The organism is Amycolatopsis sp. cmx-4-61 (assembly GCF_046548775.1).
Taxonomy (GTDB): domain Bacteria; phylum Actinomycetota; class Actinomycetes; order Mycobacteriales; family Pseudonocardiaceae; genus Amycolatopsis.
In genome coordinates, this window is the sequence record NZ_JAEBEI010000008.1 from 229,299 (window position 1) to 242,040 (window position 12,742).

Annotated in this window: 12 protein-coding genes; 3 read left to right on the forward strand and 9 right to left on the reverse strand. The window is 70.3% G+C overall.

The annotated features are described in order from the left end of the window. Positions 1-27: 27 nt before the first annotated feature. Positions 28-582: a GNAT family N-acetyltransferase gene (locus ACLJOU_RS23910; RefSeq protein ID WP_410570043.1), complete on the forward strand. Its 555-nt coding sequence runs from the start codon at positions 28-30 to the stop codon at positions 580-582. On the opposite strand, the gene ACLJOU_RS23915 is transcribed toward ACLJOU_RS23910, so the two are convergent. The 4 genes from ACLJOU_RS23915 to ACLJOU_RS23930 form a co-directional block, all read right to left on the reverse strand. Then, entirely contained in the window at positions 548-1,009 is a 462-nt protein-coding gene (locus tag ACLJOU_RS23915; RefSeq protein ID WP_410570044.1) for a peroxiredoxin, read from the reverse strand. The genes ACLJOU_RS23910 and ACLJOU_RS23915 overlap by 35 nt on opposite strands. 158 nt (positions 1,010-1,167) lie before the next feature. Beyond that, on the reverse strand, positions 1,168-2,985 hold the full coding sequence (locus ACLJOU_RS23920) for a diguanylate cyclase domain-containing protein (protein ID WP_410570294.1): 1,818 nt from the start codon (positions 2,983-2,985) through the stop codon (positions 1,168-1,170). 257 nt (positions 2,986-3,242) lie between these two features. Then, the gene (locus ACLJOU_RS23925) at positions 3,243-4,703 is read right to left on the reverse strand and encodes a cytochrome P450 (protein ID WP_410570045.1); all 1,461 of its coding nucleotides are present in this window, start codon (positions 4,701-4,703) and stop codon (positions 3,243-3,245) included. Between the two features lie 145 nt (positions 4,704-4,848). After that, the gene (locus ACLJOU_RS23930) at positions 4,849-5,829 is read right to left on the reverse strand and encodes an AraC family transcriptional regulator (protein ID WP_410570047.1); all 981 of its coding nucleotides are present in this window, start codon (positions 5,827-5,829) and stop codon (positions 4,849-4,851) included. An 81-nt stretch (positions 5,830-5,910) separates the two neighbouring features. On the opposite strand from ACLJOU_RS23930, the gene ACLJOU_RS23935 reads away from it, so the two are divergent. Then, positions 5,911-6,315 (forward strand): pyridoxamine 5'-phosphate oxidase family protein, encoded by a 405-nt coding sequence (locus tag ACLJOU_RS23935; protein ID WP_410570049.1) that lies wholly within the window; start codon positions 5,911-5,913, stop codon positions 6,313-6,315. Positions 6,316-6,332: 17 nt separating this feature from the next. Next, positions 6,333-6,557, forward strand: a complete 225-nt coding sequence (locus tag ACLJOU_RS23940; protein ID WP_410570051.1) for a hypothetical protein — start codon at positions 6,333-6,335, stop codon at positions 6,555-6,557. A gap of 47 nt (positions 6,558-6,604) precedes the next feature. Here the strand turns inward: ACLJOU_RS23940 and ACLJOU_RS23945 are convergent, their stop codons facing one another. The 5 genes from ACLJOU_RS23945 to ACLJOU_RS23965 all read right to left on the reverse strand — a co-directional run bounded on the left by ACLJOU_RS23945 (position 6,605) and on the right by ACLJOU_RS23965 (position 12,672). Beyond that, entirely contained in the window at positions 6,605-7,678 is a 1,074-nt protein-coding gene (locus tag ACLJOU_RS23945; protein WP_410570052.1) for a ribonucleotide-diphosphate reductase subunit beta, read from the reverse strand. Positions 7,679-7,694: 16 nt separating this feature from the next. Continuing rightward, complete coding sequence (locus tag ACLJOU_RS23950; RefSeq protein ID WP_410570053.1) at positions 7,695-10,610, reverse strand: ribonucleoside-diphosphate reductase subunit alpha; 2,916 nt, start codon at positions 10,608-10,610, stop codon at positions 7,695-7,697. 208 nt (positions 10,611-10,818) lie between these two features. Continuing rightward, a complete protein-coding gene (locus ACLJOU_RS23955; RefSeq protein ID WP_410570055.1) occupies positions 10,819-11,409 on the reverse strand; it encodes an acetoacetate decarboxylase family protein in 591 nt (196 codons plus the stop codon). After that, positions 11,406-12,245, reverse strand: coding sequence for an enoyl-CoA hydratase-related protein (locus ACLJOU_RS23960; RefSeq protein WP_410570057.1), 840 nt, complete (start codon positions 12,243-12,245; stop codon positions 11,406-11,408). Before ACLJOU_RS23960 ends, ACLJOU_RS23955 begins: the two co-directional genes overlap by 4 nt. A 109-nt stretch (positions 12,246-12,354) precedes the next feature. Next, a complete protein-coding gene (locus ACLJOU_RS23965; RefSeq protein ID WP_410570059.1) occupies positions 12,355-12,672 on the reverse strand; it encodes a hypothetical protein in 318 nt (105 codons plus the stop codon). Positions 12,673-12,742 lie beyond the last annotated feature (70 nt).

Genomic DNA, 12,742 nt, shown 5'->3' on the forward strand with positions numbered 1-12,742 from the left:
CGTCCCGGCCGGGGCACCATGAAGTGCATGGAAATCCCGGCCGAGATCCACCGCGACGGCGATCTGACGCTGACCCGCTGGCAGCCCGCCGACCAGGCCGTGCTGACCGCCGTGGTCAGCGGGTCGCTGGCGCACCTGAGCCCGTTCCTGGTCTGGGCCGCCGGCGGGTACACCGACGACGACTCGGCGGAGTTCCTCCGGCTGACCGCGAAGCGTTGGGACAGCGGCGAAGCGTACGAATACGCCTTGCGGCTGGGTGCCGAGGTGGCCGGCGGGATCGGCGTGATGCAGCGGGACGGCGGCGTCGAAATCGGCTACTGGCTCGCTCGCGGGTTCACCGGCCGTGGCTTGATGACCCGGGCCGTCACGCTGCTGACGGCGGAGGCGTTCCGCCTGGGCGCCGGGTACGTCGAGATCAAGCACGACGAGCGGAACGTCCGAAGTGGAGCGGTGCCCGCGCGCCTGGGGTTCACGCAGGTGCGCACGGAACCGGCGGAGAAGCCGCTGGCCCCGTCCTGCACGGGCACCGACCACGTGTGGCGGCTGGCTAGGACACCTTGTTCCGCTCCCGCAGCACCTTGAGCGCTTCGTCGGCGTGGACGGTGAACTTCAGCTCGCTCTTGATCTTCGCGATGATCCTCCGGTCTTCGCCGATGACGAAGGTGGCCCGCTTGGTGTGCAGCGGCAGGAGTTTCCGCCACACGCCGAACTGCTTCGCGACCGCACCCTCCACATCGGACAGCAGTGGGTAGTCGAAGCCGTTGGCGTCGGAGAAGGCGCGCTGCTTGGTGACGCCGTCCGGGCTGATCCCGACCCGGTGCGCGCCGAGGGCCGCGAATTCGGCGGCGAGGTCGCGGAAGTGGCAGCTCTCGGCGGTGCAGCCCCCGGTCATCGCGGCCGGGTAGAAGAACAGGACCACGGGCCCGGTGGCCAGGAAGTCCGAGAGCGTCCGCTCCTGGCCCCTCTCGTCGGGCAGCGTGAAGTCGGGGGCGAGGTCTCCGGCGTCCATGGACGTCCCTTCTCGTCGGCGGCAGAACCCATCTTGCCGGGTGTTCGGAGCCACCGCGCCGCCGGCTTGGTCCAGGACCGCTGTTGTCCGGCTGCCAGCACCCCAAGGCGGCCTTCGGTGCGTGAGACGCACCGAAGGCCACATTGGGGCGCTGGGGGTCAGGTTCGCGGGTGGCGGGCGATCATCTCGTCGACCTCGTCTCCCGTCGCCGAGTCCGCCACGAACGGACCCCGCGCCGCGATCACGCCCAGCTGGCGCAGGCGGGCCGCCTGCTCGTAGGTGCGGACGCCCTCCGCGCCGACCCGCAGGTGCAGCTCGCGGGCCCGGGTGATCAGCTGGGTCAAGTGGCGCAGGTCGGGCTCGGCCGGCTCGTCGGTGTCCAGCGCGTCGACCACCGGGCCCGAGAGGATCACGTGCCGGACCGGGAGGCGGTGCTGGGGGATCAGTTCCAGGTCCGCCGACCCCGAGATCGTCAGCACCAGCTGCGCACCCAGGTCGGCCAGCACCGCGAAGGAGTCCAGGACCTCGCCGCGCGGGTCGAGCATCGAGGCGCGGTCCGTGCACAGCCGCAGGGCCCGTGCCGGGAGCTCGTGCTTGTCCAGCTGCTCCTTCACCAGCAGCACCAGGTCCGGGTCGATCGCCAGCCGGGTCGGCAGCCGGACGCAGACGTCCGGGGCCGCGTCGCCCAGGTGCGTGCGCCAGCGGGCCGTGGCCGCCAGTGACTCGGCGAGCAGCCAGCGGCCCAGCGGCACCGTCATGCCCGTCGTCTGGGCGAGCGGGTAGAACTCCTCGGAGTCGAGCTCGCCCTTCTCCGGGTGGTTCCACCGCAGCCCGGCGTTGACGGCGGCGAGCTCGTCCGGCCGGGCCAGCTTCACCGTGGGCTGGTAGACGAGCGAGAACTCGCCGTTCTCCAGCGCGCCCGCGATCACCGCGCCCAGCTGGTAGCGGCCGCGGTCGCGGGCGTCGGCCTCCGGGTCGAACAGCATCCACTGCGCCTTGCCGGCCTCCTTGGCCCGGTGCAGCGCGATCTCGGCCGCCCGCAGCAGTTCCGCGGCGCCGCCCTCGACCGCCGCGCGCACGACGATGCCCGCGCTCGCGCTGACGCCGATGCCGTGCCCGCCGAGGTAGATCGGCTCGTTGAGGTCCTCCAGGGCGCGCTCGACCAGCCGGACGACCTCGGCCGCCGTCAGCTCGCCGCGCAGCAGCACCGCGAAGCCGTCGCCGGACAGCCGCGCGACGAACCCGTCGTGGTGGCCGGTGAACACCGCCGACAGCTTGTTCGCGACCCCGCGCAGCACCTGGTCGCCGACCCCGGCGCCGAGACCGTCGTTGATCACCTTGAAGCCGTCGACGTCGAGGTAGACCAGCGCGATGTCGTCGCGCGCGCCGGCACCGAGCGCGGCCTCCAGCTTGGTGGTGAACGACGACGCGTTGGGCAGCCCGGTCAGCGGGTCGTGCACGTTCTGGTGCAGCAGCCGCTCCTGCAGCAGGTGCAGCTCGTTCGCGTCCGACACCATCAGCACGGGGTAGACCGAGCCGGGGCGGTCGCCGGGCAGCCGGGCGAGCGTCACGTCGGTCCAGAGCTGCCCGTCGTCGGTGTGGTCGAGCAGCATCCGCTCCTGGTAGCGGTCGCGTCCCGCGCGCACCTGCTCCAGGCCGGCCCGGAGGCGGGAGACGTCGTGCTCGGTCGACCCGAGTTCGGTGAGGTGCTTGCCCCGCAACCGTTCCGGCGAGCAGCCGAGCAGCTGGCCGAGGGCGAGGTTCGCCTCCACGATGGCGCCGTCGGGGTCGGCCAGCGCGATGCCCATCGGCGACGCGGCGTACAGCGCGGTGAACCGCAGCAGGGCGCCGTCGTGCTGCGAGCCGGCTCGGTCGACCGCGTCGGTCGCGACCTCCAGCAGGAGCGCCTCGAGCTCCTCCGGGGGAAGCGTTACTCCTTTGGTGTCGGCCAACGTCGCCGCCCACCGGCGCGCCACGTCCAGTAGTCCGGACGCGGCACCGGGTTCAGGCACACTCCACCTCTTCACGCACAGGTATGGCCAGGTCGGACACGGTGTCGGGGATCATGGCGCCACGCTGGGCAGCCCTCGCCCACGATCGATGCCACGCCATCATGTGCGTAACGGGGTGTCTACCGGCTGAACGAGTGAACGAATCTCCACAAACGGTAACGTTTCGTTACCTAGTGTATGCATCAGTGGACAGCAGTAGAGAGCAGCAGACAGCAGAGGGGTCAGCGACGGGTCAGGCGGACCGGCAAACCGTCCGCGGGCACCGGCAGCGAGACGTAGTCCCAGTGCGCGGTGTAACTCTCCGGAACCGACCAGCGGTAGGCCCGCAGCAGTTCGTGCATCAGCAACTTCACCTCGAGACCGCCGAAGTGCAACCCGATGCACTTGTGCGCGCCGCCGCCGAACGGCATCCACGCCATCCGGTGCGACTTGTCCTCGCGCCGCGGCTCGGCGAAGCGTTCCGGGTCGAAGGCGAAGGGGTCCGTCCAGCACTCCGGCGTGAAGTGGTTGACCGCGGGCGAGACGCCGACCAGGGTGCCCGCCGGGATGTAGTGGCCGAGCACCTCGGTGTCCTTGACGGTCTGCCGGGTCAGCGACGGCACCGGCGCGACGAGCCGGAGCGCCTCCTTCATGACGAGGTCGAGGGTCTCCAGCCGCTCCAGCGCCGCGATGTCGGGCAGGTCGTCGCCCAGCGCCAGGGACTCTTCGCGGGCGCGGTCCTGCCACTCCGGGTGCTTCGCCAGGTAGTAGGCCATGGCGCTGCTGGTGATGGTCGTCGTGTCGTGCGCGGCCATCATCAGGAAGATCATGTGGTTGACGATGTCGGTGTCGGAGAACCGGTCGCCGTCCTCGGTGGTCGCCTGGCAGAGCGCGGCGAACAGGTCGTCACCGCCCGAACGCCGTTTCGCGGGCAGGGTTTCGCCGAAGTAGCGCTCGAGCACCTTCCGGCCGTGCAGCCCCGCCGACCAGCGCCCGCCCGGCACCGGGAAGCGCACGAACGCGGTGCCGGCCCGCACGCAGTTGACGAACGCGCGGTTGATCCGGGCCGCGTCGGCGCCGCTGCGCATCCCCATGAAGACGCGGGTGGCGACGTCGAGGGTGAGCTGCTTGAGCGCCCAGTACAGCCGCGGCCGCTCGGCCCCGTTCCAGCTCGCGACGCCTTCGCGCAGCGCGGGCCCCATTTCACCGACGTAGCCGGCCAGCCGCGGGCGCGTGAAGGCCTCCTGCATGATCCGGCGGTGCAGGTGGTGCTCGCCGAAGTCCATCAGCATCAGGCCGCGCTCGAAGAACTTCTCGATGAAGAACTTCCAGCCCTCCTGGGAGAACGCCTTGTCCTTGTTGACGAGCGCGATCTGCGTGGCTTCGGGGCCGGACAGCGACACGATCCGGCGGCCGAACCCGCCGGTCCACGACACCGGGCCGTAGAGCTCGTGGCGGCGGAGGCCGAACGCCGGGCCGAACCGCATCATCTCGAGCATGTGCCCGACCACCGGCGGCCCTTCGTCCCCGAGCACCGGCTTGAGGCCGCTGCCGGCGGGTGGCGCCGCGAGTTCCTCGACCGGCCAGCGCGACCGCAGCCACCGCTCGTCGACCTTGTGCGGCAGGGGGAAGGCGGTCAGCGGCGGCACGCGTTCCCGCAGTGCTTCGGTGGCTCGGCTCACGGTGCCCGGCAAAGTGACCATCTCCTGCGTCGAGAACGGCTACGCCACCACGATGCCCCCTTGTTGACGACCTGACAATACCTGGGTGGCCGTCCTTTCAGGTGGTCCCGGGCGCCCCAAGGCGGCCTTCGGTGCGTGTGACGCACCCAAGGCGGCCTTCGGTGCGTCAGACGCAACCAAGGCCGCCTTGGGGCGCTTGAGAGCCGGGCCGCTGTCCACGAACCTCGGACGCGCGACGCTGGGCGGTCCGCCGGTACTCGCTCGGCGTGACGCCGCGGACCCGCTTGAACGCCGCGCTGAAGCCGAACGCGTCGGCGTACCCCACCCGGCGGGCGACTTCCGCCACGGTGACCGACGGCCGGTCGGCCAGCAGGTCCGCGGCGAGCGCCATCCGGCGGCGGGTGAGGTAGGTCAGCGGCGGTTCGCCGACGAGCTCGGCGAACCGCTTCGCCAGCGTTGAGCGGGCCACGCCGGCGCGCGTGGCCAGCGTGGCGACCGTCCACGGCGCCGCCGGTTCGTCGTGCAGCAGGCGCAGCACCGGGCCGGCGACCGGGTCGCGCTGGGCCGTCCACCACGCCGGGGGCTCGCCGCCGGGCCGGTCGAACCACGCGCGCAGCGTGCAGACGAGCATCCAGTCGAGCAGCCGGTCGAGCACGACCTGCTGCCCGGGCGTGTCGGTGGCGACCTCGGCGGCGAGGTGGTCCAGCACGGCGTCGCCGGTGCCCCCGCCGCCGACGCGCAGCACGACGGGCAGGGCGTCCAGCAGCGGACGGCTGACCTCGCCGCCGGCCGGGTAGGCGCCGACGATCAGCGTCGTCGGGCCGTCGCCGTCGTCGTGCCAGCCGCGCCGGTGCCGCGTGCCGCCGAGTTCGGGAGCGGCGCAGAACTCGCCGCACGCGACGGCTTCGGCGCCGGTGCCGGGTTCGTCGACGAAGGTGAAGGTGCCCGGTCCGCGCACGACGACGGTGTCGTAGGCGGTCAGCGGCTCCGGCTCGCCGTGTTCGGGGACGATCCAGCCGCCGCCGGAGAGCACGGTGCACAGGGTCAGCGGTGGGCCGTCGACGAAGTGCAGGCAGAACGGCGGGGAGAGCGTCGAGCTTCCGAACAGCGAGCCGCGGGCCCGCACGCCGCGGAAGAGATCGTCCACGGGGCCAGATTAGACGGATGGACAGGGATCCGGGCGCTTCACCCATGGGATCGTCCGAGCCGCTGCGGTTCACTGGATCTCATGAACGAGCTGACCCCCGACGATCTCGAGTTCCTCCGGCGTCCCCTGCACGGCTTCCTGACCGTGTCCACCGGCGAGCCCCGCCCGGTGTGGTTCGAGGCCACCGGCGACGGCCTGATCCAGCTCTTCTCCGAAACGGACGCGCTGAAGGTGCGCCGCGCCCGCCGGGATCCCCGGGCGTCGCTCGTGGTCGCGGCCCCGGTGGGAGAGCGCGAGCGGTGGGTGTCGGTCGCCGGCCGGATCACGGTGGAACCCGACGGCGCCCACGACCTCGCCGCGCGCCTGGCGCCCCGGTACTGGGACCTCGCCGACCCGGCTCGCGCCGCCGAACTCGAGGCGATCCTGGAATCCGAGCTGGTCCGCCTGGTGATCCACCCGGAAACCGTGCGCCGTTACGCGTACTGACCCGGGAGAATGCGGGGATGGCCGAGCTTCCGCTGCGGGACCGGGCGGGCAACGTGCTGCTCGCCGTGCGCCGCGTCGCCGAAAATGAGCTGCCGCACCTGGGCCCGCTGCCCGCCTCCCTGGTCGTGGTCGTCCACGCCGGCGCCGTCCTGCTCGCCGTCTACCGGACCGAGCTCGCCACCGCGCCCCGGCTGAGGCTCAGCCCGCTCGACGCGGAGATCGCCGCGCGGGTGACGACGTGAAACGGCCCCGCCCGGCGAACCGGGGCGGGGCCGTTTCACGTCGGGACTCAGTCCCAGTCGAGGGCGCCGCCCGACTGGTACTCGATCACGCGGGTCTCGAAGAAGTTCTTCTCCTTCTTCAGGTCCATCGCCTCGGACATCCACGGGAACGGGTTCTCCGTCTCGCCGAAGATCGGGGCCAGGCCGATCTGCTGCGCGCGGCGGTCGGTGATGAAGTGCATGTACTGCTCGCACAGCTGCGCCGACAACCCGAGCATGCCGCGCGGCATCGTGTCGCGCGCGTAGTTGACCTCGAGCTCGCACGCCTCCTTCAGCATCCCGCGGACTTCTTCCTGGAACTCCTCGGTCCACAGGTGCGGGTTCTCGATCTTGATCTGGTTGATGCAGTCGATGCCGAAGTTCAGGTGGATCGACTCGTCGCGCAGGATGTACTGGTACTGCTCGGCGATGCCGACCATCTTGTTCCGCCGGCCCAGCGACAGGATCTGCGCGAAGCCGGTGTAGAACCACATGCCCTCGAAGATCACGTAGAACGCCACCAGGTCACGCAGGAACGCCTGGTCGGCCTCCGGCGTGCCGGTCTCGAAGTCCGGGTTCTCCAGGTTCTGCGTGTACTTCAGCGCCCACGCGTCCTTGTCCGAAATGGACGGAACCTCGCGGTACATGTTGAACAGCTCGCCCTCGACCAGGCCGAGGCTTTCGCAGATGTACTGGAAGGTGTGCGTGTGCACGGCCTCCTCGAACGCCTGGCGCAGCAGGTACTGGCGGCACTCGGGGTTGGTGATCTGCCGGTACACCGCAAGCACGATGTTGTTGGCCACCAGCGACTCCGCGGTCGCGAAGAAGCCCAGGTTGCGCTTGAGCATCTGCCGCTCGTCCTCGGTGAGGCCGTCCGGGGACTTCCACAGCGCGATGTCGGCCTGCATGGCGACCTCGGTCGGCATCCAGTGGTTGTTGCAGCCGGCCAGGTACTTCTCCCACGCCCACTTGTACTTCATGGGCAGCAGCTGGTTGACGTCGGCGCGCGCGTTGATCATGCGCTTGTCGTCGACGTTGATCCGGGCGGCGCCGACCTCGATCTCCCCGAGGCCGGTCGCGTCCGTCGTCTCCACGTTGGTCATCGGTGCAGGAATTCCTTTACTGGCAGGCTTCGCAGTCGGGGTCGTCGATGCGGCAGGCGGCGCCTTCGGTGGCCACGAAGTCGACGTCCGGCTCGGGCTTCGGCGAAGGCGAAGGCGTCGGCGCGGGAGCCGGAGCCGGGGCAGGCGTCGGCGCCGGAGCCGCGGCGGCGGGAGCCGGGGCCGGGGTGGCCGAGACGGCGTTCAGCTTGCCGTCGGTGCCGCGCAGGGTGCTCTTCTCCACGTGCGTCGCCGACTGGGCCCGCAGGTAGTACGTGGTCTTGAGGCCCTTGTGCCACGCGTAGCGGTACAGCTGGTCGAGCTTGCGGCCGCTCGGCGCCGCGATGTAGAGGTTCAGCGACTGCGCCTGGTCGATCCACTTCTGGCGCCGCGAACCGGCGTCCACCAGCCAGTTCGACTCGATTTCGAACGCCGTCGCGTACAGCGCCTTCAGGTCGTCCGGGACGCGGTCGATCTGACCGAGGCTGCCGTCGAAGTACTTGAGGTCGCTCACCATGACCTCGTCCCACAGCCCGCGCGCCTTGAGCGAGCGGACCAGGTGCGGGTTCACCACGGTGAAGTCGCCGGACATGTTCGACTTGACGTACAGGTTCTGGAACAGCGGCTCGATCGACTGGCCGACGCCGCAGATGTTGGAGATCGTTGCGGTCGGCGCGATCGCCATCACGTTGGAGTTGCGCATGCCGACGGTCTTGACCCGCTCGCGCAGCGGCGCCCAGTCCAGCGTGGTCGACAGGTCGACGTCGAGGTTGTCACCCTGGCGGGCGTCGATGAGCAGCTGCATCGAGTCGATCGGCAGGATGCCCTTGCTCCACAGCGAGCCCTCGAACGACTGGTACTGGCCGCGCTCCTCGGCGAGGTCGGTCGACGCCGAGATCGCGTAGTAGGAGATGTGCTCCATGCTCGTGTCGGCGAACTGCACGGCCGCTTCGGACGACAGCGGCAGGCCGAGCTCGAACAGCGCGTCCTGGAAGCCCATCAGCCCCAGCCCGACCGGGCGGTGACGCAGGTTCGAGCGGCGCGCCTCCGGGATCGTGTAGAAGTTGATGTCGATCACGTTGTCCAGCATGCGGACGGCGGTGCGCACGGTCTTCTCGAGGCGCTTCGTGTCCAGGCCTTCGGGCGTGACGTGCTTGAGCAGGTTCACCGAGCCGAGGTTGCAGACCGCGACCTCTTCGCTGTTGGTGTTCAGCGTGATCTCGGTGCACAGGTTGGACGAGTGCACCACGCCGACGTGCTGCTGCGGCGAGCGCAGGTTGCACGGGTCCTTGAAGGTGATCCACGGGTGACCGGTCTCGAACAGCATGGTCAGCATGCGGCGCCACAGGTCGACCGCGCGGACGCGCCGGAACACCTTGATCTCGCCGCGGTCGGCCATCGCCTCGTACTCGCGGTAGCGCCGCGAGAACTCGTTGCCGTACAGGTCGTGCAGGTCCGGGGTCTCGTTCGGCGAGAACAGCGTCCACTGCGCGTCGGCCTCGACGCGGCGGAGGAACTCGTCCGGCACCCAGTTCGCGGTGTTCATGTCGTGGGTGCGGCGGCGGTCGTCACCGGTGTTCTTGCGCAGGTCGAGGAACTCCTCGATGTCGACGTGCCACGTCTCGAGGTACGCGCAGGCCGCGCCCTTGCGCTTGCCGCCCTGGTTGACCGCGACGGCGGTGTCGTTGGCGATCTTGAGGAACGGCACGACACCCTGCGACTGGCCGTTGGTGCCCTTGATGTGCGCGCCGAGGCCGCGGACCGGGGTCCAGTCGTTGCCGAGGCCGCCCGAGTACTTGGCCAGCAGCGCGTTGTTCTTGTACGCCTGGAAGATCGAGTCCAGGTCGTCGTCCACCGTGGTCAGGAAGCAGGACGACAGCTGCGGGCGCGTGGTGCCCGAGTTGAACAGCGTCGGCGTGGACGCCATGAAGTGGAAGCTCGACAGCAGCTCGTAGAACTCGATGGCACGAGATTCCCTGTCGTCTTCGCGGATCGCCAGGCCCATGGCGACGCGCATGAAGAACGCCTGCGGCAGCTCGAAGCGGGTGCCGTCGTGGTGCTGGAAGTACCGGTCGTAGAGCGTCTGCAGGCCGAGGAAGCCGAAGTCGAGGTCGCGCTCGGGGCGGATCGCGGCGGTGATCTTGCCCAGGTCGAAGCGCTGCAGCTCGGGGTCGACCAGCTCCAGCTCGATGGCGCGGCGCAGGTAGGCGCGGAAGTACGCCGGGTACTCGGCCGCCATCTCGTCCTGGCTGGCCTGGCGCGGCTGCTTCGCCAGGTAGCTCAGTGCCTCGCCGCGCAGCTTGTCCAGCAGCAGGCGGGCGGAGACGTAGGAGTAGTTCGGCTCCTGCTCGACGAGCACGCGGGCGGCCAGGACCTGGGCGAGCGCCAGCTCGTCGGCGCTGATGCCGTCGTAGAGGTTGCGCTTGGTTTCGGCCAGCACCGGCTCGGCCGTGACGTCGTCGAGGCCGGCGACGGCCTCGCCCACCACGTGGGAAACGCGGGCCCAGTCGAGCGGGCGCAGGACACCGTCGGTGCCCCTGACGTTCAGCGCGGCCTCGGTCGTGGCCGGCTTGACGGCCGAGCGGGCCTTGCTGCGCTCTTCGCGGTAGAGGACGTAGGCGCGGGCGACCTTGTGGTGCTCGCCGCGCATCAGCGCGAGCTCGACGATGTCCTGGATCTGCTCGATGTGCAGGGCGGTCTCGGGGCCGGCGTGGCGCAGGAGAGTGGTCTCGACCTGCTGGGTCAGCTCGGCGACGACGTGGTGCACGCGGGAGGACGCGGCGGCGTCGCCGCCCTCGACCGCGAGGAACGCCTTGGTGAGCGCGACCGAGATCTTCCCGGCGTCGAACGGCGACACGCTGCCGTCCCGCCGGATGACCCGGATCGCGGTGGGTGAGGCGGTCGCGGAGGGCCGCTGACCGGTATCGACTGACATGCGTGTCTCCAAGTTTTCGGGCGCGTTCGATCGCCACACGGCCGCATGAGGCCGTGTGCTGCGGTTTCTCCAAAGCTGCCCGGCGACCCTCCGCAGCGGTCTCCCCGTCGCTGGGGGCTGCCGGTGTTGAGAGACTACATGTTGGGGTGATCGCCCGCACGGGCCCCTAGATGGCGTGTCGCGAGTTCACCCTGACGGGATTACGTGATCACCCAGCGGTGCCGAACCGCAGCTCGCTGCCGGGCAGGGCGAGGCTCAGGAACGGCCGGCGGCCGGCCAGGTAGCCGAGCGGACCGGACGGGTTGACCGTCCAGTCGGCGGCGGCGAGCGCGGGCCGGACCTTCGCGGCGACGGGCGTCCGCACCGGGGTGCCGTCGCGGTCCTGGCGGACGTCGAAGCGGCCGGGGAGCGCGAGCGGTGCACCCGGCCTCGGCGTGAAGGCCGCGGTGGCGATCCAGTCGCCGTCGGTCGCCGCGGTGTACGTGCGGTCGGTGAACTGCAGCGCCGCGAGGTCCTTCGGGATGGCCCACAACTCGCGGCCGCCGGCGAGGGACACTTCGGAGTCGACCCAGATCTGCGTGATCGTGCAGGTGACCCGCTTCCCGCGGACGGGGACGGCCGCGAGCAGCTCGTGGTAGCTGAGCTGCCCGGGCGCGCGGTAGGCGATCCAGGCGGTGAACACGGACGTGTACCCGGCGACGGACAGCGCGCCCGGGTGCACGTCGCGCGCGGGGACGCGCCAGATCGAGACGTGGGCGTCGGCGACCAGGTTCCAGGGCTGCGGCGGGTACGGGGTCATTTCTCCAGCCAGGGCAGGTAGTCGGGCAGGTCCGTTTCGACGCGCATGCCGAACGACGGCGGCCGTTTCCCCAAGAAAGACAGCACGCCTTCGACGGCGTCCGGGTTCGCGCCGAGGCCGCCGATCAGCTTCGAGTCGAGTGCGTGCACGGGGAACGGCGACTCGGCGCTCGCCATCCGGTAGAGCAGCTGCCGGGTGACGGCGACCGACACCGGGGCGGTCTTCTCGACGATCTCCCGGGCGAGCTTCCCCGCCTCCTCGAGCACGGTTCCGGTGGGGAACACCTGGTGCACCAAACCTTTTTCCCGGGCTTCGGCGGCGTCGAAGACGCGCCCGCTGATCATCCAGTCGAGCGCGGTACCCATGCCGACGAGCCGGGGGAGGAACCACGCGGAGGCGCCTTCGGGGTAGATGCCGCGGCGGGTGAAGACGAACCCGAACCGCGAGTCCTCCGACGCGAGCCGGTAGTCGCAGGAGAGCGTGATGGTCAGGCCGCCGCCGACGGCCGCGCCGTGCAAGGCCGCGATGACGGGCTTGTTCATGGTGAAGATCCGCTTCGAGCACCGCCCGGCGGGCTCCTGCCAGGCCGCGTCCGGGCCGTCCGCCGGGTCGAAGTCGAAGCCGCCCTGCGAGAGGTCCGCGCCGACGCAGAAGTCCGTGCCCGCGCCGGTCAGCACCACGACGCGGACGTCCTCGTCGCGATCGGCCCGGTCCATCGCGGCGGCGAGCTCGTCGGCCATCCGGATCGTGTAGCCGTTGCGCGCCTCGGGGCGGTTCAGCGTGACCGTGGCCACCCGATCCGCGACGGCGTAGGTGATCTCGGCGTAGTCGGCCATGCGACGACGCTAGGGCAGCGGGAGTGCTACTGGCAAGATGTCAATAGAGGCTCCGCGACGGCCGGGCGGGCAAGCCGGTGGTCGGGAAGGGTGGATTCGCCGATTTTGTTCACGCCCGTGCCTGGATGGACGTGCCGGCGCTGCGTCGGGCCCGGCTGCTCGCCCAGGCCGAACCGCCGCCTGCCGCAGCGGTGGCGACCCACGGGAGCGCTGTGCCGACAAGAACCACGGCGCCGACTATCAGGATGAAGAGCGAAACGATCCTTACAAAGGTTCCCCGGTCGCAGGTGGAGACAAAGATGATCACTTGGGCGAGCGACGAAGAACGGGCGTTCGCGGGCCGGCGGTGCAATTCTTCGCTGGAGTTGGCACCGATCTGCTCCGTTGTTGTCGTCTTCTCGTCGCGTCCGGGTTTCCGGTTGTGCACAGGTCCTCCTCGGTCAGGTGGTTGCCGAGGACGATCCTTCGGTGGTTGCGGCGAGTCGGTGCCCCGAACG

Coding starts and splice junctions, on each gene's coding strand:
- ACLJOU_RS23910 (WP_410570043.1), top strand. CDS start 28: ATGGAAATCCCGGCCGAGATCCACCGCGACGGCGATCTGACGCTGACC.
- ACLJOU_RS23915 (WP_410570044.1), bottom strand. CDS start 1,009: ATGGACGCCGGAGACCTCGCCCCCGACTTCACGCTGCCCGACGAGAGG.
- ACLJOU_RS23925 (WP_410570045.1), bottom strand. CDS start 4,703: ATGGTCACTTTGCCGGGCACCGTGAGCCGAGCCACCGAAGCACTGCGG.
- ACLJOU_RS23935 (WP_410570049.1), top strand. CDS start 5,911: ATGAACGAGCTGACCCCCGACGATCTCGAGTTCCTCCGGCGTCCCCTG.
- ACLJOU_RS23940 (WP_410570051.1), top strand. CDS start 6,333: ATGGCCGAGCTTCCGCTGCGGGACCGGGCGGGCAACGTGCTGCTCGCC.
- ACLJOU_RS23945 (WP_410570052.1), bottom strand. CDS start 7,678: ATGACCAACGTGGAGACGACGGACGCGACCGGCCTCGGGGAGATCGAG.
- ACLJOU_RS23950 (WP_410570053.1), bottom strand. CDS start 10,610: ATGTCAGTCGATACCGGTCAGCGGCCCTCCGCGACCGCCTCACCCACC.
- ACLJOU_RS23955 (WP_410570055.1), bottom strand. CDS start 11,409: ATGACCCCGTACCCGCCGCAGCCCTGGAACCTGGTCGCCGACGCCCAC.
- ACLJOU_RS23960 (WP_410570057.1), bottom strand. CDS start 12,245: ATGGCCGACTACGCCGAGATCACCTACGCCGTCGCGGATCGGGTGGCC.